Below are 22239 nucleotides of genomic sequence, written 5' to 3' on the forward strand. Positions count from 1 at the left end.
ATGAGCATTACCGAGCAACACAAGAAACTCGAGCGCAATGTCACCTATCTGGGCGTCGGCGCGTTCATCGCGGTGGCGATCGGCGGCGCGGTGGAAATCGCCCCGCTGTTCTGGATCGACAACACGATCGAGAAGGTCGAGGGCATGCGGCCCTATACGCCGCTGGAGCAGGCCGGGCGCGATATCTACGTGCGCGAAGGCTGCTACGTCTGCCACAGCCAGATGATCCGTCCGTTCCGCGACGAGGTCGAACGCTATGGCCACTACAGCCTCGCTGCCGAGAGCATGTACGATCACCCGTTCCAGTGGGGCTCCAAGCGCACCGGGCCCGACCTGGCGCGCGTGGGCGGGCGCTATTCCGACAGCTGGCACGTCGAGCACCTGAAGAACCCGCGCTCGGTGGTGCCGGAAAGCGTGATGCCGACCTACAACTTCCTGTCCCAGACCGACCTCGACACGAGCGATGCCGCCGCCAAGCTGACGGCGCTGCGCCGGGTCGGCGTTCCCTACACCGGCGAGGACGTGCTGAACGCCGTGCTCGACATGAAGGCGCAAGCCGACCCTAACGCGGACTCCGGCGATCTCGAGAAGCGCTATCCCAAAGTGCAGGTGCGCGATTTCGACGGCGATCCGAACCGTCTGACCGAAATGGATGCGCTGGTCGCCTACCTTCAGGTCCTCGGCACGATGGTCGACGTGAACAGCGCCGCGGCGCAGGAGGAATTGGCGCAGGAGAAGGGCCGGTGAGCGCGCATTCGACATACGACTTCCTGCGCCACATGGCCGACAGTTGGGGCCTGCTGGTGATGACGGCCGTGTTTCTCGGCTTTGCCGCCTGGCCTTTCCGCCCCGGCGCGCGCGACCAGAACCGCGACGCCGCAAACCTGATTTTCAAGGACGACAGCGATGGCGAATAAGCGCATCGACGAACCGACCGGCACCGAAACCGTCGGCCACGAGTGGGACGGCATCGAGGAACTCGACACGCCGATGCCGCGCTGGTGGTTGTGGACCTTCTACATCACCATCGCCTGGGCCGCGGTCTACGTCGTGCTCTATCCCGCCTGGCCGCTGATTTCGCACGGAACCCAGGGCGTGCTCGGCTGGACCAGCCGCGGGCAACTGGCCAAGGAAATGTCCGCGGCCGATGCCGCGCGCCAATCGCTGCGCGAACAGATTGCGGCGATCGACGTCGAAAAGCTCGCCGCAAGCCCGGACCTGATGAGCCAGGCCGTTGCCGGCGGCGCTGCGGCGTTCAAGGTCAACTGCGTGCAGTGCCACGGTTCGGGTGCGGCCGGCAGCGCGGGCTATCCCAACCTCAACGACGACGATTGGCTGTGGGGCGGAAGCTTGCCGGCGATCCACCAGACGATCCTGCACGGCATCCGCCAGCCGGGTGACGACCAGACCCGCACGAGCCAGATGCCCGCCTTCGGCGACATCCTCGAGCCGAGGCAGATTTCCGACGTCGCCGGCTACGTCATGAGCTTGAGCGGCAAGGGGCCCGCGAATGCTGCCGGGGCCCAGATTTTCGCAGACAATTGCGCCGTATGCCATGGCGCCGACGGCAAGGGGCTGCGCCAGTTCGGCGCGCCCAATCTCGCCGATGCGATCTGGCTTTATGGCGGGACCAAGCAGGACGTGATGCGGCAGGTTCGCGCGCCGCGCCACGGCGTTATGCCGGCATGGCAGGGACGGCTCGATCCGGTCACCATCAAGATGCTGGCCGCTTACGTGCATTCGCTGGGGGGCGGGGAAGACTTTACACAGGTCACCGAAACTCCGGTGGAACAGTCCAATGAGCAACCCTGACGAACCCAAAATCGAAGAGGGCGTAGTCAAGACCACGCAGCCGGTAAGCAGCGCCGTCGCCGATGCGGTGGCAGGGGCGAGGCGGCACGAGCCGCACGAACCCGCGCGCCAGCATCTCCCCGAAAAGCTCTACGAGCCACGCAGAGCGGTCCACAACAAGCGCATCGACGGGCCGTTCCGCCGCTTCAAGTGGCTGGTGATGTTCGTCACTCTGGCGATCTATTACGGAACGCCGTGGATTCGCTGGGACCGCGGCCCCTATGCGCCCGACCAGGCAGTGCTGGTCGATCTCGCTCACCGCCGGTTCTACATGTTCGGCATCGAGATCTGGCCGCAGGAATTCTATTTCGTCGCCGGTCTGCTGATCATGGCCGGTATCGGCCTGTTCCTGATCACCAGCGCGGTGGGCCGGGCCTGGTGCGGCTATTCGTGCCCGCAGACCGTATGGACCGACGTGTTCCAGCACGTCGACCGTTTCATCGACGGCGACCGCAATGCGCGGATGCGGCTCGACGCCGCGCCGTGGACCTGGAGCAAGGCCCTGCGCCGCGCCTTCAAGTGGACGATCTACCTGGCGATCGGCTTCTGGACCGGGGGCGCGTGGATCATGTACTTCGCCGACGCGCCGACCCTGGTCCACGATTTCTGGCGCGGAGAGGCGGCGCCGGTGGCCTACATCACCGTCGCGGTGCTCACATTGACGACGGTCACGCTCGGCGGCTTCATGCGCGAGCAGGTGTGCATCTACATGTGTCCGTGGCCGCGCATCCAGAGCGCGATGATGGACGAGAAGTCCCTCACGGTGACCTACAAGGACTGGCGCGGCGAGCCGCGCGGCAGCCTGAAAAAAGCCCGGAAGGATCCCGAGCATTACGGCGATTGCGTCGATTGTCTGCAGTGCGTCGCCGTCTGTCCCACCGGGATCGACATCCGCGAAGGGCCGCAGATCGGCTGCATCACCTGCGCGCTGTGCATCGACGCATGCGACCGGACCATGGCCGAGGTGGGGCGCCCGCGCGGGCTGATCGACTATGCCACGCTGGAGGACTGCAAGCGCGAGGCGGCCGGCGAGGCCCCGCGCCCGGTGTGGAAGACGCTGCTGCACCCGCGCACGCTGATCTATCTCGGCATCTGGTCGGCGCTCGGCCTGGCCATGCTCTTCGCCCTCGGCACGCGCAGCCGAATCGACATCTCGGCCGCCCCCGACCGCAATCCGCCCTTCATGCTCTTGAGCGACGGCAGCGTGCGCAATTCGTTCACCGTCAAACTGCGCAACATGAGCACCGCACCGCGCCGGATGAAAGTGACGCTCGACGGTCTGCCCGGAGCGGTCATGTGGACGAGCACGACGAGCCGCGAGGCCGCCGCGCGGAGCATCGAGACGACGGTACCCGCCGACGCGACGGCGCCGCTGCGCCTGTACATCGCCGCCCCCAAAGGGACCGGCGAGCAGCCATTCTCGTTCCACCTCGTGACGCTCGACAAGCAGGCTGAGCGGGACACGGCAAAGGTGACGTTCAGCGGACCGGGAGCGGGCGGATGAGGAGCAAGACGTTCACCGGCTGGCATATGACCGGAATTCTCGTCGCCTTCTTTGGCGTGGTGATCATCGTCAACCTCACCATGGCGAGCTACGCCGTTTCGACCTTCGGCGGCGTGGTGGTGGAAAATTCTTACGTCGCGAGCCAGGAATTCAACGATTGGCTCGACGAAGCGAAGGACGAGCGAGCCCTGGGCTGGTCGGCCAGCGTCGCCCGCGACGGTGCGGGTCACGTCACCGTCGTCCTCGCCGGCGCACCGGATAGTGTGGCGCTGAGCGCCGAAGCGCGCCACCCGCTCGGCCGGTTGCCGGATTTGGCGCTGACGTTCTCCGCGCTCGGAGGCGGCCGCTACATTTCCCATGAAGTCCTGCCCGCCGGGCGCTGGACGATCCGCCTCGCGGCAAGCGACGGCAATCGCAAGTGGCGGTCCGAGGAGCGGCTGTAATGGCCACCCGGGCAGTCGTTCCCGCGGACCTCGAGCAGACCCAACTTGCGGTACCGGGAATGCACTGCGCCGGGTGCATGGGCAAAGTCGAACGCGGATTGCTCGAGCTGCCGGGCATCGTCAGCGCGAGGGTCAATCTCACGGCGCGGACCGTGAACGTCGCCCACGACAAGTCGGTCGGCGATCGGGATCTGGTCGCCGCGCTCGAAGCCATCGGGTTCGAATCGAAGCCCCGCCGCGATCTTTCCACGCAGCGCGTTTCCGCGGCCCGGCCGCTTCTCGCCCCGCTGGCGGTGGCGGCCTTCGCGGCGATGAACGTCATGCTGCTGTCGGTCAGCGTGTGGTCCGGAGCGCAGGGCGCGACCCGGGACATGTTCCACTGGATCAGTGCCGCGATTGCAATTCCGGCGGTGAGCTATGCGGGGCGGCCGTTCTTCGCCTCGGCCTGGAAGGCGCTGCGCCGCGGGACCACCAACATGGATGTGCCGATCTCGATCGGCGTCGTGCTGGCGACGGCACTCAGCTTCTACGAGGTGATCGAGGGCGGCGGTCATGCCTGGTTCGATGGCGCGCTGATGCTGCTCACCTTCCTGCTCGCGGGCCGGGTTCTCGATGCGATGATGCGCGACCGCGCGCGCGCCGGGGTCGATGCGCTACTCGGCCAGGCAGCGCGCGGCGCCATGGTCGTGGGTCCGGGCGGAGCGCTCGAGTGGCGTGACGCCGATGCGCTGGCGGCGGGGATGACCATGCGCGTCGCGGCCGGCGAGCGGCTCGCCGCCGACGGAACGATCGTCAGCGGCGCGAGCCGCTTCGACCAGTCGCTGCTGACCGGCGAGAGCGCACCAGTCCCGGCCTATCCGGGGGATCCCGTTCTCGCCGGCACGCTCAATCTCGATGCCCCGGTGGACGTGACGGTCACCAGCGCAGGGGGCGATACCACACTGGCCGAAATCGCGCGGCTGATGGATGCGAGCACGCAGGACCGGAGCAAATACGTGCGCATCGCCGACCGTGCGGCGCGGCTCTATGCTCCGGCGGTTCATACCCTCGCCGCGGTCACCGCGCTTGGCTGGCTGCTCGCCGGAGCGGGCCTGTACAAGGCTCTCGTCATCGGCGTCGCCGTGCTCATCATCACCTGCCCCTGCGCGCTCGGCCTCGCCGTGCCGGTGGCGCAGGTCGTCGCCAGCGGGGCGATGATGCGTATGGGGATCATGGTCAAGGACGGCTCGGCGCTCGAGCGCCTGGCGCAAGCGGATCGCGCGCTGTTCGACAAGACGGGGACTCTGACAATGGGCGAGGCACTGCCCGATCCGGCGGCGCTCGATGCGCTGCCGGCGGATGCATCCTCCATCGCTCTGGCGCTCGCCTCGCACAGCCGCCACCCCCTGTCGCGTGCGCTCGCCAAAGCGCTGGCCGCCCGGGGTTGCCGCGCCGCCGCGCTCGGCAATGTGCGCGAGGATCCCGGTGCTGGTGTTTTCGCGATCTGGCGAGGAGAAGAAGTTGCGCTGCGCCGTCCCGAGGCCGCCGAAGGAACTGCCGTGGCGCTGGAGATCGCCGGCCAGCCAACCCGCCTGATAGGCTATGCGGACCGTCTGCGCCCCGACGCGGCGGCAGCGCTCGCGCGGCTTGCGGCGATGGGGATGGAAAGTTCGATCGTCTCGGGCGACAACGCCGCAGCGGTGCAGGAAGTAGCTCGCGCCACCGGCCTCACCGCTCAGTCCGCCGCCACGCCGGCCGAGAAGCAGCACCTCATCGCCCGGCTCAAGGCGGGTGGCAGAAACGTCCTGATGGTCGGCGACGGGCTCAACGATGGACCGGCGCTGGCCGCGGCGAACGTCTCCATGGCACCGGGCGCGGCGAGCGAGGTCGGTCTCCAGGCCGCCGATCTCGTGTTCATGCAGGACACCCTGCTCAGCGTGCCGCGGGCTATCGCCGCGGCGCGGGCGACGATGCGCGTCGTCAGGCAGAACTTCGCGCTCGCGGCGGCGTACAACGTGGTAGCGGTGCCGCTGGCAATGGCCGGGCTCGTCACCCCGCTGCTCGCGGCGGTGGCCATGTCGCTCAGTTCGCTGATCGTGGTGGGCAACTCGCTGCGACTGGTGCGAGCCGCAAAATGACCATCCTCGCGTTCCTCATTCCCGTCGCGCTCGGGCTCGGGCTGCTCGGGCTCGCGGCCTTCTTCTGGGCCCTCAGGAGCGGCCAGTTCGACGACCCCGACGGCGCCGCGGCGCGCATCCTGCTCGACGACGAGGACGACGACGCGTGAGCGAAGCGCTGACCGTAATGTTCGCGACGCTGGCGATGGTTCCGGCCATGGTCGGGACGATCGAAGCCGGCGGGCACACTTTCAATCTCGCGCTCTGCAATGGCGGTTCGCTGACAATTCAGATCCCGGCGCAGCAAGCGCCGCCGCCGGGGACCCAGCCGTGCTGCGTCGAGAAGGGATGCCGGAGCGGCGCAAAACGAAAGCGGTTTGACTCCGCGCAATGAAATCGCCCCCCGGCGGTGCGAATTACGCTGGCATGTGGCCCTATCACCCCGACCTGCTGGCGACTCCCGTCCCGCGCTACACAAGCTTTCCGACCGCCGCCGAGTTCGCGGCCGACGTCGGCCCAGTCGATTTTATCGAAGCCGTCTCGACCGCGACCGGGGACGTCTCGCTCTACGTCCACATCCCGTTCTGCGAGAAGATTTGCTGGTACTGCGGCTGCAATACCGCCGCGGCGAACAAGGCGCAGCGGCTGACGAGCTATCTCGAGGCGCTGCACCGCGAGATCGAGTTGATCGCCGCGCACCTGCCGGCCAGCACGCGGATCCGCCGTGTCGCCTTCGGCGGCGGGAGCCCCAATGCCATATCGCCAGTGGACATGGTCCGGCTGTTCGAAGCTCTGGTCATCAACTTGCCACTGCACGATCCGCTGGTCTCGATCGAACTCGACCCGCGCACGCTGAGCGACGCCTGGGGCGATGTGCTGCGCGGCATCGGCGCGACGCATGCCAGCCTCGGCGTGCAGACCTTCGCTCCGCACCTGCAGGAAGCCGTCGGCCGCGTGCAGCCGCTGTGCATGATCGACTCTGGCGTGCGCCTGCTTCGCGACGCCGGGATCGCTTCGTTGAACTTCGACCTGATGTACGGCTTGCCGGGACAGTCGATGGACGATCTCGCCGCGACGCTGGCGCTGGCCTCGGACTATGGCGCGGACCGTATCGCGCTGTTCGGCTATGCCCACGTGCCGCATATGCTCCCGCGCCAGCGGCGGATCGACGCGAGCGCGCTTCCCGACCAGCACGCGCGCTTCCGCATGGCGTCAGCCGGATACCAGCAATTGCTCGCGGGAGGCTATCAGGCGGTCGGCTTCGACCACTTCGCTCTGCCCGGCGATCCGCTGGCGCAGGCGGCGACCCGCGGCACGCTCAAGCGCAACTTCCAGGGTTTTACCGACGACCAGGCGCCGGTTCTGATCGGCCTGGGCGCCTCGGCAATCAGCAGTTTTCCGACGCTGCTGGCGCAGAACGAGAAGAATTCCGGCCGCTACAGGATGAAGCTCTCGCAGGATCAGCTCACCACCGCGCTCGGCAAGCGCCGCAGCGTCGAGGATCGGCGCCGCGGCGCGATCATCGAGGAATTGCTGTGCCGCGGCCGCGCGCGGGTCGATCCCGCGACGGCGGCCAGCGTCCACGAGCGGCTTCGTCCCTATCTCGAGCCGGGCCTGTGCCGGTTCGACAACGGTTCTCTTGTCATTGCCGGCCACGCCCTGCCCTATGCCCGCTCGATCGCCGCAGCGTTCGACCCCTATCGGCAGGATTCCGCCCGCCGGTTCAGCTCGGCGGTCTGACGGAACCGGCGCCGCGCCATCGCATTGAGGGAGTATGTCGCTCGCCTCGATCGATATCCTCTTCGCCGTTTGCGCGATCGCCAGCCTGCTGGCGGGCGTGTGGCTGCTCCTGCATCTGCCTTCCGTCGTCGCTCTGTTTGCGCGCAATCGCGCAATCGCCCCTTCCGGCCGGCCGCACGCATCGCGCGCGATGACGTGGTTCATGCTGGCGCTGTTCAATCTGGGCTGGATCGCCTGCGTGCTGATCTGGATCTGGATCATCGGCGGCGACGCCAACCAGGCGATCGACGCGCGGCCCTGAGCCCGGGGGCGGTCCCCGCCGAAATCTCGACGCTCCTCGGCCGCGAGGATCAGGCGTGCACGACCGCCCTGTTCTCGAGCAGCACCGTGGCCGCTGCGGTGTTGGAAATCGGCACGTGATAGTTGCTCGCGAGCTCGTGGACCGACCCGCGCAGTGCTCCGCGAGCGGCAATCCAGTTGAGGATCTCGACCCCTTGGCTGCCGGCCAGTTCGACGATGTCGAGCGTGTCGTGCTGCAGCAGCGCCTCGGGATCGGGCGCCAGGTTGCGCAGGCAGAACTTGTCGTAATCGGTGTTGATGTGTCCCGCACGGCCGCCTTCGAGCTGGTGCGACAGGCCGCCGGTGCCGAAGATCACGATCTTCTCGTCCGCGGCCCAGCTTTCGAGCGCGCGGCCGACTGCCTTGCCGAGCTCGAAGCAACGCTTCGGGCTGGGCAGCGGGTGCTGGACGGTGTTGATCGCGATAGGTACCAGCTTGACCGGAAAATCGCCCTCGGGCCAGGCGAGTTCGAACGGCACCGCGACGGCATGGTCGACCGTCATCGTCTGGCAGGTGACCGGATCGAATTCGTCGTTCACGATCGATTCGATGATGTGCCACGAGAGCTCCGGATAGCCGGGCATCGGCCGGTCGAAGGCGATGCCCCACCCCTCGTCCTCGTGGCGGTACTCGGGCGCCGCGCCAACCGCGAAGGTGGGCATCTTGTCGAGGAAGAAATTGAGCCCGTGGTCGTTGTAGAACACCACTGCGACATCGGGCTTCTCGCGGCGCAGGAAGGCGTGGACGGGTTCGAAGCCATCGAAAAACGGCTTCCAGTACGGATCGCTCTGCAGCCCCTTGGCGATGGCGCCACCGATGCCGGGGACGTGGCTGGTGAAGATGCCGCCGACGACTTCGCTCATAGCGCCAACTCCTGCGCATTGACGCGCCGCTCGGTCACCGCATGGCCCATCAGCGCGGCCTTGAAATCGTCGAGCGCCATTCCGGTCTGCAGCGCCCCGAGGTCCTGGACGTTGAGGCCGAAGATACCCGCCAGCTTGGCGAGGTAATAGACGTTGCCGCCCGCTGCGATCATCGCCGGCACGTCGCGCTCGCGCACGGCCCGCTTTTGCGTTTCGGTGAGATGGAAGCGGTCCATGTAGCCATCCTCGTCGGCGACGAAGGCATCGCGGTTGGCCTGCGTGTTGAAGGAAAAGCACATGGCGTTGAGGGCATAGCCGGCCTGCGCACTGGCACCGTCGAAAACCGGGGTGCCCGGAATGACCCGCTTTCCAGTGGCGTCCGACTGGGCAAAGGCAAGCATCGTCATCTCCCTCGCTAATTGATGCTCGCCAAATGCGCCCGGCCGGCCCGGACATCATTGTCCGAGGTCAAAAACCGTCATCCCGGCGCCAATTGACGCCGGTCAAAGTCAACAAGCGGGATTTGCGCCAAGCCTCCGGGGTCGAGGGCAGCGGGAGAATTCCGCCCCTTTTCGCCTCAGGAGGGGAAGACGATGGGAGAGTGGTTGTTCGAACTGACCGAAAGGCTGCGCGACACGCAGCTGGTCGAATTTTCGTTGTGGGTGACCGACTGGCCGCTCGCGATCTGGCTGCAGAGCCACTTCCTGGCTATCCCGGGATTCCAGACGCTGCATATCCTGGCCATCGCCGTGCTGTTTTCCAGCGTGCTGATGCTCAACATGCGCATCTGGGGCTTCACCGGCAAGGACCAGGATCTCGACGCGGTTTATCGCCGCTACGTGCCGTGGAGCTGGTGGGCTGCGGCCTTCCTGATTGCCAGCGGGATCATCCTCCTGATCAGCGAGCCGGTGCGCAACATGGTCAACGCGATCTTCTGGATGAAGATGACGATGCTCGTCGTCGCGATCGCTGCCAGCCTGGCGTTCCAGCGCGCGGTGCGGGTGCAGATGCGCGCCGGAGCGGCCAGCCTCGAGGCATCCGGCGCGCTCAAGGTCGGCGCAGTTGTCCTGACCTTGCTGTGGTGTGCGGTCATCATGGGTGGGCGCTGGATCGCCTACGCGCCGGTTTAGGGGGTACACGAACATGACAAATCCAACCGTCTGGGAAAATATCCAGAACACGTCGCTCGGTGCGGGCATCGCCGGATCGGAATGGTGGTTTCCGACCATCGAGACGGTCCACGTCATCGCGCTCGTCACCGTTGTCGGGGTGATCGCGGTGATGGACCTGCGGCTGCTCGGCCTGACTTCGCGCGGTCGATCGGTCGTGGCAATGGAGCGCGACACCGTGCCGCTGGTCTGGGGCGCCTTCGCGGTCGCACTGTTCACCGGTTCGCTGCTGTTCGTCAGCAAGGCGGCGACCTATATGGCCAATCCCTTCTTCCTGTGGAAGATGGGGCTGATGGTGCTGGCCGGCATCAACATGGTGATCTTCCACCGGGTGATTTCCAAGGGTGTCGACGAATGGGGCCAGCCGGGCCACGCGATTCCCACTGCGGCCAAGGTTTCCGGCGTGCTCTCGCTGGTGCTGTGGATGCTCATTCCCCTGTGCGGCCGTATCGTCGGCTTCACGCTGGGCGTCTATTACAGCTAGCGAGCAGGCGCCTGCTGCATGGCGCTGTCGGCCCCCCGCCGGCAGCGCGTCGTGGCGTTGGCAGGCGCTGTTTCGAACCCCCGCTTAGTGAGACCGCACACGGCGGCGTCGACCATGTGGCGCCTCCACGCACTCCCCGCAGAAAAAATTCTTGAGTCGCGGAATTAATATTCCTAGTGTCAGGAATATAAGGTTGCTTGGGAGAGGCATACATGTCCGCGAAATTTCTGTTCGGCGCGTCGCTCGGCGCGCTCTGCGCCTTTGCCGGTTGCACGCCTGCGCTGGCTCAGGATACGCCCCCGTCCGCCGAAGAGCAGGCAAGCGCCGACCAGGCCGGCATCGCCGATATCGTGGTTACCGCGCAGCGGGTCGAAGAAAACAGCCAGCGGGTACCCGTGGCGATCGACGTGATCGCCCCCGCCGAGCTGGTTCAGCAGAACGTGATCCGCGCCGAAGATCTCTCGCGCGTCACACCCTCGCTCTCCGCTTCGGGCGGCGGCGGTCCGACCACGGTGTTCTTCGTTCGCGGCGTGGGCAACGCCACGGTCAACGGATATTCGGATCCGGCGATCGCGTTCAATTACGACGGCGTCTACATCGGCCGTCCGACGTCCACCTCGGGCGTGTTCTACGATCTCGAGCGGGTCGAGGTGCTCAAGGGGCCGCAGGGAACGCTCTACGGCCGCAACGCTACAGCGGGCGCGATCAACGTCATTCCCAACCGACCGAAACTCGGCGAGACCTCGGGCAACTTCATGCTCGGCTATGGCAACTACGACTGGCTCACCGGCCAGGCCGCGATCAATGTGCCGGTCGGACGCGATGTCGCAGTGCGGGCAGCGGCGAGCGTCTCGCGTCACGACGCGTTCCAGAGCGACGGCACCGGCAACCAGCGGGAATACGCGGGGCGCTTGCAGATATACGGCGAACCGACGGCCCAGCTGGATCTACGTCTCGCCTTCGACTTTTCGCACCAGGGCGGCGCAGGAAGCAGCGGGTTTTACCTGGGCGCGGTGGACCCTACGTTCGGACCGACGGGATTTGCAGGCTATCAGTTCACGCCGTCGGGCTTCTCCGATCAGCAGGGGCTGCTCGACCCGGCCTCGAACGCCTACCTTGCGTCGCGCTTCATTGCGCAGGCCGGCCGCGCCGGCGCCGTGGTCGACGGCGTGCCGTACAACCACAACAACTACTGGGGCGTCACCGCTGAACTCAACTACCAGACCGACGCAGGGACGTTGACGATCCAACCCGCCTATCGCGAGTCGCGGATCGATTACGCATTCAACGGGGTGTTCCGGCAGGGCGTCACCAAGGAGAAGGACACGCAGAGCAGCGTCGAAGCACGCTGGGCCGGCGACTTCGGCACGTCGGTCGACTACCTGCTGGGTGCGATCTACTTCGACGAGAGTATCAACGCGACCGCGCGCTACAACCAGCAGACGCTGTCCCCCTATCAGGACTTCTCGACGGGGACCGAGAGCTGGGCCGGCTTCGGCAAAGTCACATTTCACCCGACCGAAGCGCTTAGCCTAACCGCCGCGGGACGTTACACGTCGGACCGCAAGACCTTCGACGGAACCTCGAACGTCTACATCCTGTTCTGCGGCAATCCCGAACCGCCGCAGGATTTCTGCCCGACCCTGCCGTTCATTCCGCTCGCTTCGACCGAAGCCGAACTGCGCTCGTTCTACGCTTCGCAGGGCGTTCCGATCACGCCGGTCCCGCTTTTCGTGCTTCCGCCATTTGCCGGCGGCTCGCAGACCGCGCCCTTCGTACTGCTTGCGCCGATCGCGATCGATTCCGGCCTCAAGAACGACAAGTTCACCTATCGGCTCGCCGCGCAGTACGATTTTTCGCCGCGTAACATGATCTATGCGAGTTACGAGACGGGCTACCACGCTGGCGGTTTCTCGTTCGCTCGCGGTGTCGAAACCTACGAACCGGAAACCATCAGGGCCTACACGATCGGTTCGAAGAACCGCTTCCTCGACAACAGACTGCAGCTCAACGTCGAGGCGTTCCTGTGGAAGTACAAGAACCAGCAGTTCAGCCAGTTCGGCTACGATCTCGGCAATCCGCCCTCGACCGTCTTCCTGACGCGCAACATCGGCGACAGCACGATCAAGGGCTTCGATGTCGACGTGGAGTTCCTGGCGACCGAGAACACGCTGATCTCGGCCAACGTCCAGCGCCTCGACACCAAGTACGACAGTTTCACCTATTTCGCCCCGAACCAGGGTCTGCCGCCCAACACGACCTGCCCCTTCTCCCCGACCACCCAGACGACCCCGGGGGGCACGATCGCCGTCTTCGAGATCGATTGTTCCGGCAACCCGGCGTTCAACTCGCCGAAGTGGTCCTTCAACCTCAGCGGCCAGCAGACCGTGCCGATCGGAAACGATTACAAGGCGGTGCTGGTGGCGGGCACGCGCTATCGCTCGTCGAGCTACTCGTCGGCCGACTATCTGCCCTACCTGCAGGCCCAGGCGACTTACGTCAGCTATGCTTCGGTGACCTTCGGGCGCGAGGACGACAGCCTGTACCTCACGCTCTACGTCAACAATATCGAGGATAACCGGCGGCTCGTCGGCGGAACCACGAATGCGGCGGGACTGATCGCAGCGTCGGCAGAGCAGCCGCGAACCTATGGTATACGGCTCGGCGGCAACTTCTGAGCCGCGAATCGCCCGATGGAGTGAACAAATGCCCGTTAGTGTGACCGACCTTCAATATGTCTCGCTCGCCGTGCCGGACCTGGCCGCGGAACGGGAATTCTTCGGCGAGAAGTGGGGGCTGATCGAGGTCGCGGAAGAAGACCGCAAGGTCTACTTCGCAGCCGAGGGAAGAGCGCATCCCTACGTCATCGTTCTGCGCGAGGATGCCGAGCGCAAGACCGACCTGGTCGGGTTCTCGGCGGGTTCGCGCGACGAGGTTCTGGCAATCTTCGAGCAGGTGAAGGCGGCCGGCGCAAAAATTATTTCCGAGCCGGGCCCGGCGCGCGGCCCGGCGGGCGGCTTTGCCTTCCGCTTCTTCGATCCCGACGGGCGAGCCATGGAAGTCGTTTGCGAGAGCACCCCGCGCAGCTTCCGCCAGCTCGAACGCGGCGAGGCTATTCCGGTCGGCATCAGCCATGTCGTCTTCCACTCGCCCAACCACACCGCCCTGGCGGAATTCTTCGAGCAGGCGCTCGGCTTCCGTCTGTCCGACTGGATCGGCAACTTCATGGTCTTCCTGCGCTGCAACGCGGCGCATCACCGCGTCGCCATCCTTCCCGGGCCGCCGGCGCTCAATCACATCGCTTTCGACGTAAGCTCGGTCGACGAACTGATGCGCGGGCTCGCCCGCATGCACGAAAACGGCATCAAGCTGAGCTGGGGGCCCGGGCGCCACACGGCGGGAAACAACACCTTCAGCTACTTCATCACGCCCAACGGCAACGCGGTCGAATACACCTCGGACCTCGAGGAAGTGGACGAGGAAACCTGGCAGCCGCAGACTTACGAGCCGGGCCCGCAGACGATCGATCAGTGGGGCACCGGGCGGATCATCACCGGCAATGTCCCCCATGCCGAGATGACGCCCGATAAGGGCCTATGGCAGGTTCCCGCCTGACCGTGGCCAAGCGAAAGGACGGGGTATGATCGGCAAGGCACTTGTCGTCGGCGGCGGAGTGGGCGGCATGAGCGCTGCACTCGCCATGACGCGCCGCGGCGTTGCCGTCGAACTGGTCGACGCCGACCCCGACTGGCGCGCCTACGGGGCAGGCATCAGCGTCACGGGGCTGTCGCTGCGCGCGTTCGACGATCTCGGCATCCTCGACGAGGTCCGCGACCGCGGATTCGTCGGCGGGGGTATTCGCCTGCGCTCGCCCGATGGCGGCGTGATCATGGAATCCCCGCCGATTCCCGCCGACGCGCCGCCGGTCGACCGCAGCGGCGGGATCATGCGCCCGGCACTTCACGACATCATGTCGCACCGCGTTCGCGCCGAGGGCGTGCGCGTGACGCTGGGGGCGAAGATCTCGAGCTTCGAACAGGGCGGCGACGGGGTCACCGTCGAGTTCCCCGACGGCCGCCGCGAGACATACGACCTCGTCGTCGGTGCCGACGGCATCTTCTCGCAAATGCGGCAGGCGATCTTTCCCGATACGCCCAAGCCGCAATTCACCGGCCAGGGATGCTGGCGCATCGTCGCCGACCGACCGGCCGAGGTCGATCGCGCCGAAATGTTTCTCGGCGGGCCGGTCAAGCTCGGTTTCAATCCGATTTCAGACGACAAGATGTACGCCTTCATCCTCGAACACGTGCCCGACAATCCGTGGTTCGAACCCGGCGAGCAACTCGATCACGTGGCACAGTTGCTGGCGCCGTTCGGCGGCTATGTCTCGCAAGTGCGAGCCAATCTCGGAGAGGATTCGCTCGTCAACTACCGCCCGCTCGAGTGGCTGCTGCTACCCGCGCCGTGGCATAGCGGCCGGGTCGTGCTGATCGGCGACGCCGTCCACGCCACGACGCCGCACATGGCCTCGGGCGCGGGGATGGCAGTCGAAGACGGTCTGGTGCTGGCTGAAGAACTCGAGCGCGACGCCAGTGTCGAAGGGGCCCTGGCTGCCTTCACCCAGCGCCGGTTCGAGCGCGCGCGGACGGTGGTCGAAAATTCGGTCCGCATCGGCGAGATCGAAATGTCGGGCGGCAATCAAATGGATGCGAACGCAATGCTCGGCGGCACGATGCAGAAGCTGCACGAGCCCTATTGAGAGGCAGCGAAATGACCTACGGACTGGCCACGGTTTCGCTCGACGGAGCGACGCGCACGGTGCTCGTGCGCGGCGAGCGCTTCGTGCCCCTTCGCCATTGGGGCGAGGATCGGCCGATCGCCGAACTGCTGCGGGACTGGGATGCGGTGGTGGGACGACTCGGCGAATGGGCGGCTGACGAGGCTGCGTTTGCATCGGCCCACGACCTCGCCTCCGCGCAGGCCGAGATGCCCTACCGGCCGGGCCAGGTCTTCTGCACCGGCGCCAATTACAAGAAGCATGTGGTTGGCCTGATCATGGGCGATCCCTCGATGCGGACGCAGGAGCAGGAGGAGGTCGATCCGGCCGAGCTCAGGGCGCGGGTCGAGAAGATGATGGACGAGCGCGCCAAGGCGCCCCCCTTCGTCTTCCTGAAGCTACCGGCCTGCGCGATCGGTCCGCGCGACGACGTGGTGCTGCCCTTCGATGTCGAAAAGCCCGACTGGGAGCTCGAACTCGGCGTCGTCATCGGTCGGCGCGCCCACCGGGTGAGCGAGGCCGAGGCGATGAATTTCGTCGCCGGATACGCTGTCGTAAACGACGTTACCGCGCGCGAACTCATCTTCCGCCGCGATGGATCGGCAATCGGCGCCGATTGGCTCTCCGGCAAGAGCTTCCCGACTTTCCTCCCGTTCGGGCCGATGGTGGTGCCGAAGGAGTGCATCGTCGATCCCTACGACCTGTCGATGAAGCTATCGGTCAACGGCAAAGTCTATCAGGACGAGACGACGGCCGACATGATGATCTCGATCGAGCGCCAGATCGCTTATCTCTCGAGCCGCGTCGTGCTCGAGCCCGGCGACCTGATCTGCACCGGTTCGCCTTACGGCAACGGCTCGGCGTTCGGGGTCTTCCTCAAGCCCGGCGACGTGATGGAGGCGACGATTGCGGGGCTCGGCACGCAGCGCAATACTTGCGTCGCGGAAGCCGTCTAGCGCTTGCGCAGTCCGTCGGTAATCAGCCGGACCACGAAATCCTCGTAGCGCTTGCCCAGCTCCTCGATATCCGCGTCGGGAGGGACGAGAAGCTCGATGAGCGGCGCTCCGGACACGAAGAAATCGCTGATGCCGACCACCGCCAAATACATGAACAGCGGGTCGAAATCGCGCAATTGCCCCTCGGCGTCGCTGTCCAGAATGCGCCGATAGTTGGCCACGGGCTGGCGGTTCCACTCGCGCATCTTGTCGCGCACTTCGGGCACTGTGGAGGAGTCGAGCTCCTCGATCATCAGCCGCTGCATGTGCTTGGCCGAGCGGGTGAAGCGGAACGTCCCGCGGATCATGTGTTCGAGAAGCTGGAGAGGATCGCCCGGGGGAAGCGGCCGGTTGCCTTCGTCGCCGATCGTCTTGGCGACTTCGAAAAGGAGGTTTTCGCGATTGCCGAAGTAGTAGCGCACCAAGGCGGGATCGGCATTCGCGCGGCGGGCGATGGCGGTGCTCGTCACCTGGGACGGCGGCAATTCCTGCAAAAGCTCACGCGCAGCCTCGATAAGCGCGTCGCGGCCGACGCCGCTCTCGGACGCCGTCGGCCGCCCCTTGCCGCGCGATGCGGTCTTCCGTCCGCTTTTTGGTACCCCCACTGGCTTTCCGCCCTTTGTCATTCGCCGAGAGTGCTACGCGGTGCGCATAACATCGACAAGAATGTCGTCGGCAAAAATATTCTTGTGGCTAGGAATAAAGTCGATAGGGTCGTGACGAGAGGAGAGACGCAACCATGGCAAATTGGCCATTCCGGCAGGGTGTGCATGAACTTGCCGACGGCATTTACGGATATATCCAGCCCGACGGGACCTGGGGCTGGTCGAACGCCGGGCTGGTGACGTCCGAGGGCGAGACGCTGCTGATCGACACCTTGATGAGCGTCCCGCTGACCCGCGCCATGCTCGCGGACTTCGCACGGGTCCCGGGGGGCGCGTCGATCGACATGGTGATGAACACCCATGCCAACCCCGACCATTTCTTCGGCAACGGAGTGGTCGAAGGCGCCGAGATCATTTCCACCGCCAAGACGCGCGCGGAAATGGAGGGGTTCAATCCCCAGGCGCTGGCCAATCTTTCGGCGAACTGGGAAAGCATGGGCGAAGCGGGAGAATTCCTGTTCGAAACCATGGGCCGCTATTTCGACTTCAGCGGCGTCGACGAGCTCGCCCTGCCCACCCGCACATTCGACGCGACAATGACGCTGCAGGTCGGCGAGAAAACCGTCGAACTGACAGACCTCGGTCCCGCCCATACCGAATCCGACACGATCGCCTGGGTGAAGGAAGACCGCACGGTCTTTACCGGCGATCTGCTTTTCAACGAAGGTCATCCGATCGTCTGGGCCGGACCGTTCGACAACTGGATTGCCGCCTGCGAGCACATCATTGCGCTCGGACCCGAGGTGGTAGTGCCGGGACATGGACCGATCTGCGATGTCGAGGGGGTGCGCACCATGAAGGGCTATTTCGAGCATCTGCGCAGCGAAGCGCGCGGCCGCTTCGAGGCAGGCATGGACTGGCGCGCGGCAGCGCGGGACATTCCGATCAAGGAATATGCGCACTGGACCGATCCGGAGCGCGTCGTCGCCAACGTCTATTCGCTCTACAAGCAGTGGGATCCCGGTCTCGACCACGCCCCGCCGCCGGTGCTGTTCGCCGAGATGAACCGCTACCGCAAGGAACACCACGAGAAGCACGGATGCGGGCATGCCCATTGATCTGAACGCCACCCACGACCCCAAGAGACGAAGCTGGGTGGAGAGCGCCAACGCTGCCGATACCGACTTCCCGATCCAGAACCTGCCATTCGGCGTGTTCGACGACGGACGGGGGCCCCGCGGCGGCGTAGCGCTGGGCGACAGCATCATCGACCTCAAGGCCCTGCTCGATACCGGAGAGATCGCCGGTGCGGCGGCCGAGGCGGCGGCAGGCGATACCCTGCTGCCCTTGTTCGCATGTTCGCGCAGCGAAGTTTCGGCCTTGCGCGCGCGGTTATCGGATCTCTACCGCGCCGACGGCGCCAGCGATCGAACCCATGCGCATGACGCGCTCGTTCCGATGCAGAACGCGCGTCTCTTGCTGCCGGCCAAGCCGACTGCGTTCACCGACTTCTGCACCTCGGCCGATCACATCTTGCGCATGGCCGGCAGCGGCGGTCGCACGCCCATGCCGGCTTGGGCGACGCTGCCCGTCGCCTACAACGGGCGGGCCAGCTCGGTCGCCGTCTCCGGCACACCGGTGGTGAGGCCGGTCGGACAGGTCGTTCCGCCCGGCAGCAGCGACATGGTCGTTGCAGCCGAGCCGATGCTCGATTTCGAGCTCGAATTCGGCGCCTGGCTGGGCGGGCCGGTCAATTCGCTCGGCGAAAGCGTAGACATGACGCAGGCCGACGAGATCCTGTTCGGTTGCTGCCTGGTCAACGACTGGTCGGCACGCGGCATCCAGTTCTACGAAATGCTCCTCGGCCCGCACCTCGGGAAGAGCTTCCTGACCACGATCTCGCCGTGGGTCGTGACGATGGAGGCGCTCGCGCCGTTCCGTGTGGCCGGACGCGGGCGGACGGCCGACCAGCCCGACCTGCCGAGCTATCTCGACGATCCCTACGACCGCAGCTCCGGCGGGCTGAACGTCGAGCTGACCGCCGAGCTCGATACCGGCGCGGGCCCGCACACGATCGTGCACACCAATGTCGCCGAGCTGTTCTGGACCCTGGCGCAGATGGTCGCGCACCAGGCTTCGGGCGGCGCCCCCCTCGAGATCGGCGACCTGATAGCGACCGGCACCGTCTCCGGCGCGGCCGACGAAGCGCGCGCCTGCCTCGTCGAGATCACCAAGCTCGGCAAGGAGCCGCTCACCCTGCCCGACGGCACGCAGCGCACGATGCTCGAGGACGGCGATACCCTGACCCTGCGCGGGCGCGCCGTCGCCGAAGGATATGTCCCGATCGGCTTCGGTCCCTGCGCCGGCACCGTCCAGCCGGCGAGGACCACGCGGTGAGCGGCGAAGTCTTCACTTGCGGCGAGCGCAAGCCCGTCCCGGTCCAGGCGCGAGGCAAGCATCTCGTCGTCGACATCCACTGCCACCTCGGAATTCCCGCGGCAGACGGCATCGTGCAGGCGAAGTATCCCGGCCCGCCGCCGGGCATCAACGACTTCACCAGCCCGAAGACCATGGAGGTCAACCGCGCCCAGTTCGCGCAGATGGGCCGCACGCTGAACACGCTGGATACGCGCCTCGCCGACATGGACCGGCTCGGCATCGACGTGCAGGCGATGTCGCCGAGCCCAGGGCAGTATTTCTATTTCACCGATCCGGAAACCGGCCGGGACGCCGCGCGGGCCGTCAACGACGGTATGGCCGATGCGGTCGCCCAGCATCCCGATCGGCTTGTCGGCATGGGAACGGTGCCGCTGCAGAACACCGAAATGGCCGTCGCCGAGATGCGCCGCTGCGTGAAGGACCTCGACCTGCGCGGGATCGAGATCAGCTCCAACGTCAACGGCACCGATTTTCACGCACCCGAGCTGCGCCCGTTCTGGGCTGCGGCGGAAGAGCTGGGCGTGCTGATCTTCATCCATCCGCTCGGCTTCACCCATGCCGCACGGATGAGCGAATTCTACTTCAACAACCTGATCGGCAATCCGCTCGAATCCACGCTCGCGGTCGGTCACCTGATCTTCGGCGGCGTCCTCGATACCTACCCGGATCTGAAGATCTGCGTGGCCCACGGCGGCGGTTACATGCCAGGCTACTGGGGCCGGATGGACCATGGCTGGCGCGCGCGCGGCGACTGCTCGGAGCATTGCCGCCACGAGCCGTCGAGCTATCTGCGCAGGCTGTGGCTCGACACGCTGGTGTTTGACCAGGACCAGCTCGAGAGCCTCGTGCGCACCCACGGCGCAGACAAGTTGTGCCTTGGCAGCGACTATCCATTCGACATGTCCGAGCCCGACCCGGTCGGCTTCCACGAACGGCTCTCGGAACGGGAAAAGGCGAAGATCCTCGGCCTCAACGCCGCCGAACTGCTCGACCTGGAACGCGCGGGTTGAGCGACCTGCTGGCCGAAATGTCCCGCGAGCCTGGGCTGGGATCCCGAAACCTGTCGGACCGCGATGCCTTGTCTGGCCGGAGCTCGGCCGCGAGCGGCGCCGGGCAATGGAAGGCTAGGCGATGAGCGGCTCCCGGCCCTCCGTTTCCTCCGGCGCGGCGGTGTGGACGCTGTTCCTTCTGTTCCTGACCAACATCGTCAACGTCGGCGACCGGTCGCTGCTCGGCGTCGTGACCGAGCAAGTGCGGACCGACCTGGTGCTGTCGGACACGCAGATGTCGCTGGCCAACGGGCTCTTCTTCACTCTGTTCAACCTTGTCGGCGGGCTGTTCCTGTCGCGCATGATCGACCGCGGCAATCGCAAGCGCATCCTGGCGTGCGGGATTGCCGCCTGGTCGATCGCTACGGCGGCGACAGGGCTCGCGCACGACTTCTTCACCCTGGCGTTGGCGCGCATCGCGGTCGGCATCGGCGAAGCCACGGCTTTCCCCGCGGCCATGTCGCTGATCCCCGACCTGTTTCGCCAGGAAGCGCGGGGCAAGGCGGTGGCCGTGTTCCAGTCGAGCGCCTTCATCGGGATCGTCGGTGGGACGATCGCGGCAGGTCTGCTGGCCGCTTCGCTCGGTTGGCGGGCGATGTTCCTGTGGGCCGGCGGCGCCGGTGTGGTGCTGGCGCTGATCGTGCTCGTCAGTGCCTCGGAACCACCGCGCGGAAGCGACAACGTTCGTGCCGCCTTGCCGGGCAGGCTGGAAGATCTGATCGCGGGCCTCAGGCGATTCTGGGACGCGAACGGCCTTGTCCGCCTGACGCTCGGGTATGGCGTTGCCGGCATGCTCACCTCCGTCCTCGCCGCATGGGGGCCCAGTTTCCTCCAGCGATCGCACGACGTCCCGCTGGCGCAGGTGGGTATCGTCATCGGCCCAGCCGTGGGCCTCGGTGGGATCACCGGCACACTGTTCGCCGGGTTTCTCGCCGATCACCTCGTCCGCCGCTCAGGAAAGGCCATTTCGGCGCTGTCGATTCCGGCCGTTGCCCTGCCTTTCGCGCTGCCCTGCGTGCTGGGCTTCGCCTTTTTCGACAGCCTGACCCTGGCCATGAGCAGTGCGGCGCTGATGAACTTCCTGCTCAGCTGCGCGATCATTCCCAGCATCAACTATGCAGTCAGCAGCGCCGAACCAGGCGATCGCGGCCTCACGGCCACCGTCATGCTTGCCTCATCGGGACTCATCGGCGGCGCTCTCGGGCCGTTTGTCGTGGGCTGGCTGAGCGACCGCCTCACCCCCACGCTCGGCGACGAGGGCCTGCGCTTCGGAATCGCCGCAATGGCGGCCGCGCCCCTCATTGCAGCGGCCTTCGTCGTGGCGGCGCGTGCCTCGGCCATGCGGGTTCAGGGAACCGCGTCGGTCGAGGTGTGACCGAGCGAAGCAGCTTTGCGCCCGCTCATCGCTCCGCTCCTGCCCCTCGCGCGGCGAGAAATTCTTGCAGACGCAGGGGTAAATTCCTAGTCTGCGGAATTACTAGGATGCGGCGCCGCACCTGAAACCACGGGAGAGTGCAAATGCGTACGATGATTCACAGTCTGGCCCTGACCTGCGCAGCTTGCGGAGTGGCCGTTATCGTGCCCGCATCCGCCGCCGCGCAAGACTCGGCCGCAGCACACTATTCGGTCTCGGAAACGCTCGTCGGCAAATTGCTCGACGATCCGGCGGCGGTCGAGATCCTCAAGCGCCTCATCCCGTCGGTCTATGAGAACGATATGTTCAAGACCATGGGCCGCAGCCTCACGCTAAAGGCAATCCAGCAATACGAACCGGAAAGTCTCAGCGACGAAAACCTCGCCAAGATCCAGGCCGAATTCGACAAGATCCCGGCGAAGTAAGGCTTCCCGGGCGGCCGGCGCTTAGCAGTTCGCCCGGCCTCGTCGC

General features: G+C 66.0%; 24 protein-coding genes. 21 read left to right on the forward strand and 3 right to left on the reverse strand.

Annotated elements, in window-relative coordinates:
• The 10 genes from ccoO to Q7I88_RS00920 are packed head-to-tail and all read left to right on the forward strand — an operon-like array spanning position 1 to position 7935.
• Positions 1-747: a cytochrome-c oxidase, cbb3-type subunit II gene (gene ccoO / locus Q7I88_RS00875; RefSeq protein WP_305097157.1), complete on the forward strand. Its 747-nt coding sequence runs from the start codon at positions 1-3 to the stop codon at positions 745-747.
• On the forward strand, positions 744-917 hold the full coding sequence (locus tag Q7I88_RS00880; protein ID WP_305097158.1) for a cbb3-type cytochrome c oxidase subunit 3: 174 nt from the start codon (positions 744-746) through the stop codon (positions 915-917). Before ccoO ends, Q7I88_RS00880 begins: the two co-directional genes overlap by 4 nt.
• The gene (gene ccoP, locus Q7I88_RS00885; RefSeq protein ID WP_305097159.1) at positions 907-1812 is read left to right on the forward strand and encodes a cytochrome-c oxidase, cbb3-type subunit III; all 906 of its coding nucleotides are present in this window, start codon (positions 907-909) and stop codon (positions 1810-1812) included. Before Q7I88_RS00880 ends, ccoP begins: the two co-directional genes overlap by 11 nt.
• Entirely contained in the window at positions 1799-3355 is a 1557-nt protein-coding gene (ccoG, locus tag Q7I88_RS00890; protein ID WP_305097160.1) for a cytochrome c oxidase accessory protein CcoG, read from the forward strand. The genes ccoP and ccoG overlap by 14 nt, the downstream gene beginning before the upstream one ends.
• On the forward strand, positions 3352-3798 hold the full coding sequence (locus Q7I88_RS00895) for a FixH family protein (protein ID WP_305097161.1): 447 nt from the start codon (positions 3352-3354) through the stop codon (positions 3796-3798). The genes ccoG and Q7I88_RS00895 overlap by 4 nt, the downstream gene beginning before the upstream one ends.
• Complete coding sequence (locus Q7I88_RS00900; RefSeq protein WP_305097162.1) at positions 3798-5915, forward strand: heavy metal translocating P-type ATPase; 2118 nt, start codon at positions 3798-3800, stop codon at positions 5913-5915. Before Q7I88_RS00895 ends, Q7I88_RS00900 begins: the two co-directional genes overlap by 1 nt.
• Positions 5912-6064: a cbb3-type cytochrome oxidase assembly protein CcoS gene (gene ccoS, locus Q7I88_RS00905; RefSeq protein WP_305097163.1), complete on the forward strand. Its 153-nt coding sequence runs from the start codon at positions 5912-5914 to the stop codon at positions 6062-6064. Before Q7I88_RS00900 ends, ccoS begins: the two co-directional genes overlap by 4 nt.
• On the forward strand, positions 6061-6288 hold the full coding sequence (locus tag Q7I88_RS00910) for a hypothetical protein (RefSeq protein ID WP_305097164.1): 228 nt from the start codon (positions 6061-6063) through the stop codon (positions 6286-6288). The genes ccoS and Q7I88_RS00910 overlap by 4 nt, the downstream gene beginning before the upstream one ends.
• Positions 6289-6320: 32 nt before the next feature.
• The gene (locus Q7I88_RS00915; RefSeq protein WP_305098637.1) at positions 6321-7634 is read left to right on the forward strand and encodes a radical SAM protein; all 1314 of its coding nucleotides are present in this window, start codon (positions 6321-6323) and stop codon (positions 7632-7634) included.
• Positions 7635-7668: 34 nt separating this feature from the next.
• Entirely contained in the window at positions 7669-7935 is a 267-nt protein-coding gene (locus tag Q7I88_RS00920; protein ID WP_305097165.1) for a hypothetical protein, read from the forward strand.
• 49 nt (positions 7936-7984) lie between these two features.
• Here the strand turns inward: Q7I88_RS00920 and Q7I88_RS00925 are convergent, their stop codons facing one another.
• Both Q7I88_RS00925 and Q7I88_RS00930 read right to left on the reverse strand, forming a co-directional pair.
• Positions 7985-8836 carry a class III extradiol dioxygenase family protein gene (locus Q7I88_RS00925; protein ID WP_305097166.1) on the reverse strand — a complete coding sequence of 284 codons (852 nt, stop codon included), beginning with the start codon at positions 8834-8836 and terminating at the stop codon, positions 7985-7987.
• On the reverse strand, positions 8833-9243 hold the full coding sequence (locus Q7I88_RS00930; RefSeq protein WP_305097167.1) for a protocatechuate 4,5-dioxygenase subunit alpha: 411 nt from the start codon (positions 9241-9243) through the stop codon (positions 8833-8835). Before Q7I88_RS00930 ends, Q7I88_RS00925 begins: the two co-directional genes overlap by 4 nt.
• Before the next feature lie 186 nt (positions 9244-9429).
• Here Q7I88_RS00930 and Q7I88_RS00935 point away from each other — a divergent pair, with 186 nt between their 5' ends.
• The 6 genes from Q7I88_RS00935 (at position 9430) to Q7I88_RS00960 (ending at position 16222) form a co-directional block, all read left to right on the forward strand.
• On the forward strand, positions 9430-9966 hold the full coding sequence (locus tag Q7I88_RS00935) for a DUF6644 family protein (protein WP_305097168.1): 537 nt from the start codon (positions 9430-9432) through the stop codon (positions 9964-9966).
• A gap of 13 nt (positions 9967-9979) precedes the next feature.
• On the forward strand, positions 9980-10489 hold the full coding sequence (locus Q7I88_RS00940) for a hypothetical protein (RefSeq protein WP_305097169.1): 510 nt from the start codon (positions 9980-9982) through the stop codon (positions 10487-10489).
• 212 nt (positions 10490-10701) lie between these two features.
• Positions 10702-13167 (forward strand): TonB-dependent receptor, encoded by a 2466-nt coding sequence (locus Q7I88_RS00945; RefSeq protein ID WP_305097170.1) that lies wholly within the window; start codon positions 10702-10704, stop codon positions 13165-13167.
• Between the two features lie 40 nt (positions 13168-13207).
• Positions 13208-14104, forward strand: coding sequence for a VOC family protein (locus Q7I88_RS00950; RefSeq protein WP_369426087.1), 897 nt, complete (start codon positions 13208-13210; stop codon positions 14102-14104).
• 25 nt (positions 14105-14129) lie between these two features.
• The gene (locus Q7I88_RS00955; RefSeq protein WP_305097172.1) at positions 14130-15248 is read left to right on the forward strand and encodes an FAD-dependent oxidoreductase; all 1119 of its coding nucleotides are present in this window, start codon (positions 14130-14132) and stop codon (positions 15246-15248) included.
• Positions 15249-15259: 11 nt separating this feature from the next.
• Positions 15260-16222: a fumarylacetoacetate hydrolase family protein gene (locus tag Q7I88_RS00960; protein ID WP_305097173.1), complete on the forward strand. Its 963-nt coding sequence runs from the start codon at positions 15260-15262 to the stop codon at positions 16220-16222.
• Here Q7I88_RS00960 and Q7I88_RS00965 read toward each other — a convergent pair.
• The gene (locus tag Q7I88_RS00965) at positions 16219-16866 is read right to left on the reverse strand and encodes a TetR/AcrR family transcriptional regulator (RefSeq protein WP_305097174.1); all 648 of its coding nucleotides are present in this window, start codon (positions 16864-16866) and stop codon (positions 16219-16221) included. The genes Q7I88_RS00960 and Q7I88_RS00965 overlap by 4 nt on opposite strands.
• A 134-nt stretch (positions 16867-17000) precedes the next feature.
• Between Q7I88_RS00965 and Q7I88_RS00970 the strand changes: the two genes are divergently transcribed.
• The 5 genes from Q7I88_RS00970 to Q7I88_RS00990 all read left to right on the forward strand — a co-directional run bounded on the left by Q7I88_RS00970 (position 17001) and on the right by Q7I88_RS00990 (position 22193).
• Positions 17001-17984, forward strand: coding sequence for an MBL fold metallo-hydrolase (locus Q7I88_RS00970; protein WP_305097175.1), 984 nt, complete (start codon positions 17001-17003; stop codon positions 17982-17984).
• Positions 17974-19263, forward strand: coding sequence for a fumarylacetoacetate hydrolase family protein (locus tag Q7I88_RS00975; protein ID WP_305097176.1), 1290 nt, complete (start codon positions 17974-17976; stop codon positions 19261-19263). The genes Q7I88_RS00970 and Q7I88_RS00975 overlap by 11 nt, the downstream gene beginning before the upstream one ends.
• Positions 19260-20315, forward strand: coding sequence for an amidohydrolase family protein (locus tag Q7I88_RS00980; RefSeq protein ID WP_305097177.1), 1056 nt, complete (start codon positions 19260-19262; stop codon positions 20313-20315). The genes Q7I88_RS00975 and Q7I88_RS00980 overlap by 4 nt, the downstream gene beginning before the upstream one ends.
• 121 nt (positions 20316-20436) lie before the next feature.
• Positions 20437-21729, forward strand: coding sequence for an MFS transporter (locus tag Q7I88_RS00985; protein ID WP_305097178.1), 1293 nt, complete (start codon positions 20437-20439; stop codon positions 21727-21729).
• 143 nt (positions 21730-21872) lie between these two features.
• Positions 21873-22193 (forward strand): hypothetical protein, encoded by a 321-nt coding sequence (locus tag Q7I88_RS00990; protein ID WP_305097179.1) that lies wholly within the window; start codon positions 21873-21875, stop codon positions 22191-22193.
• Positions 22194-22239 lie beyond the last annotated feature (46 nt).

Origin of the sequence: Croceibacterium aestuarii (assembly GCF_030657335.1) — a bacterium.
Classification (GTDB): domain Bacteria; phylum Pseudomonadota; class Alphaproteobacteria; order Sphingomonadales; family Sphingomonadaceae; genus Croceibacterium_B; species Croceibacterium_B aestuarii.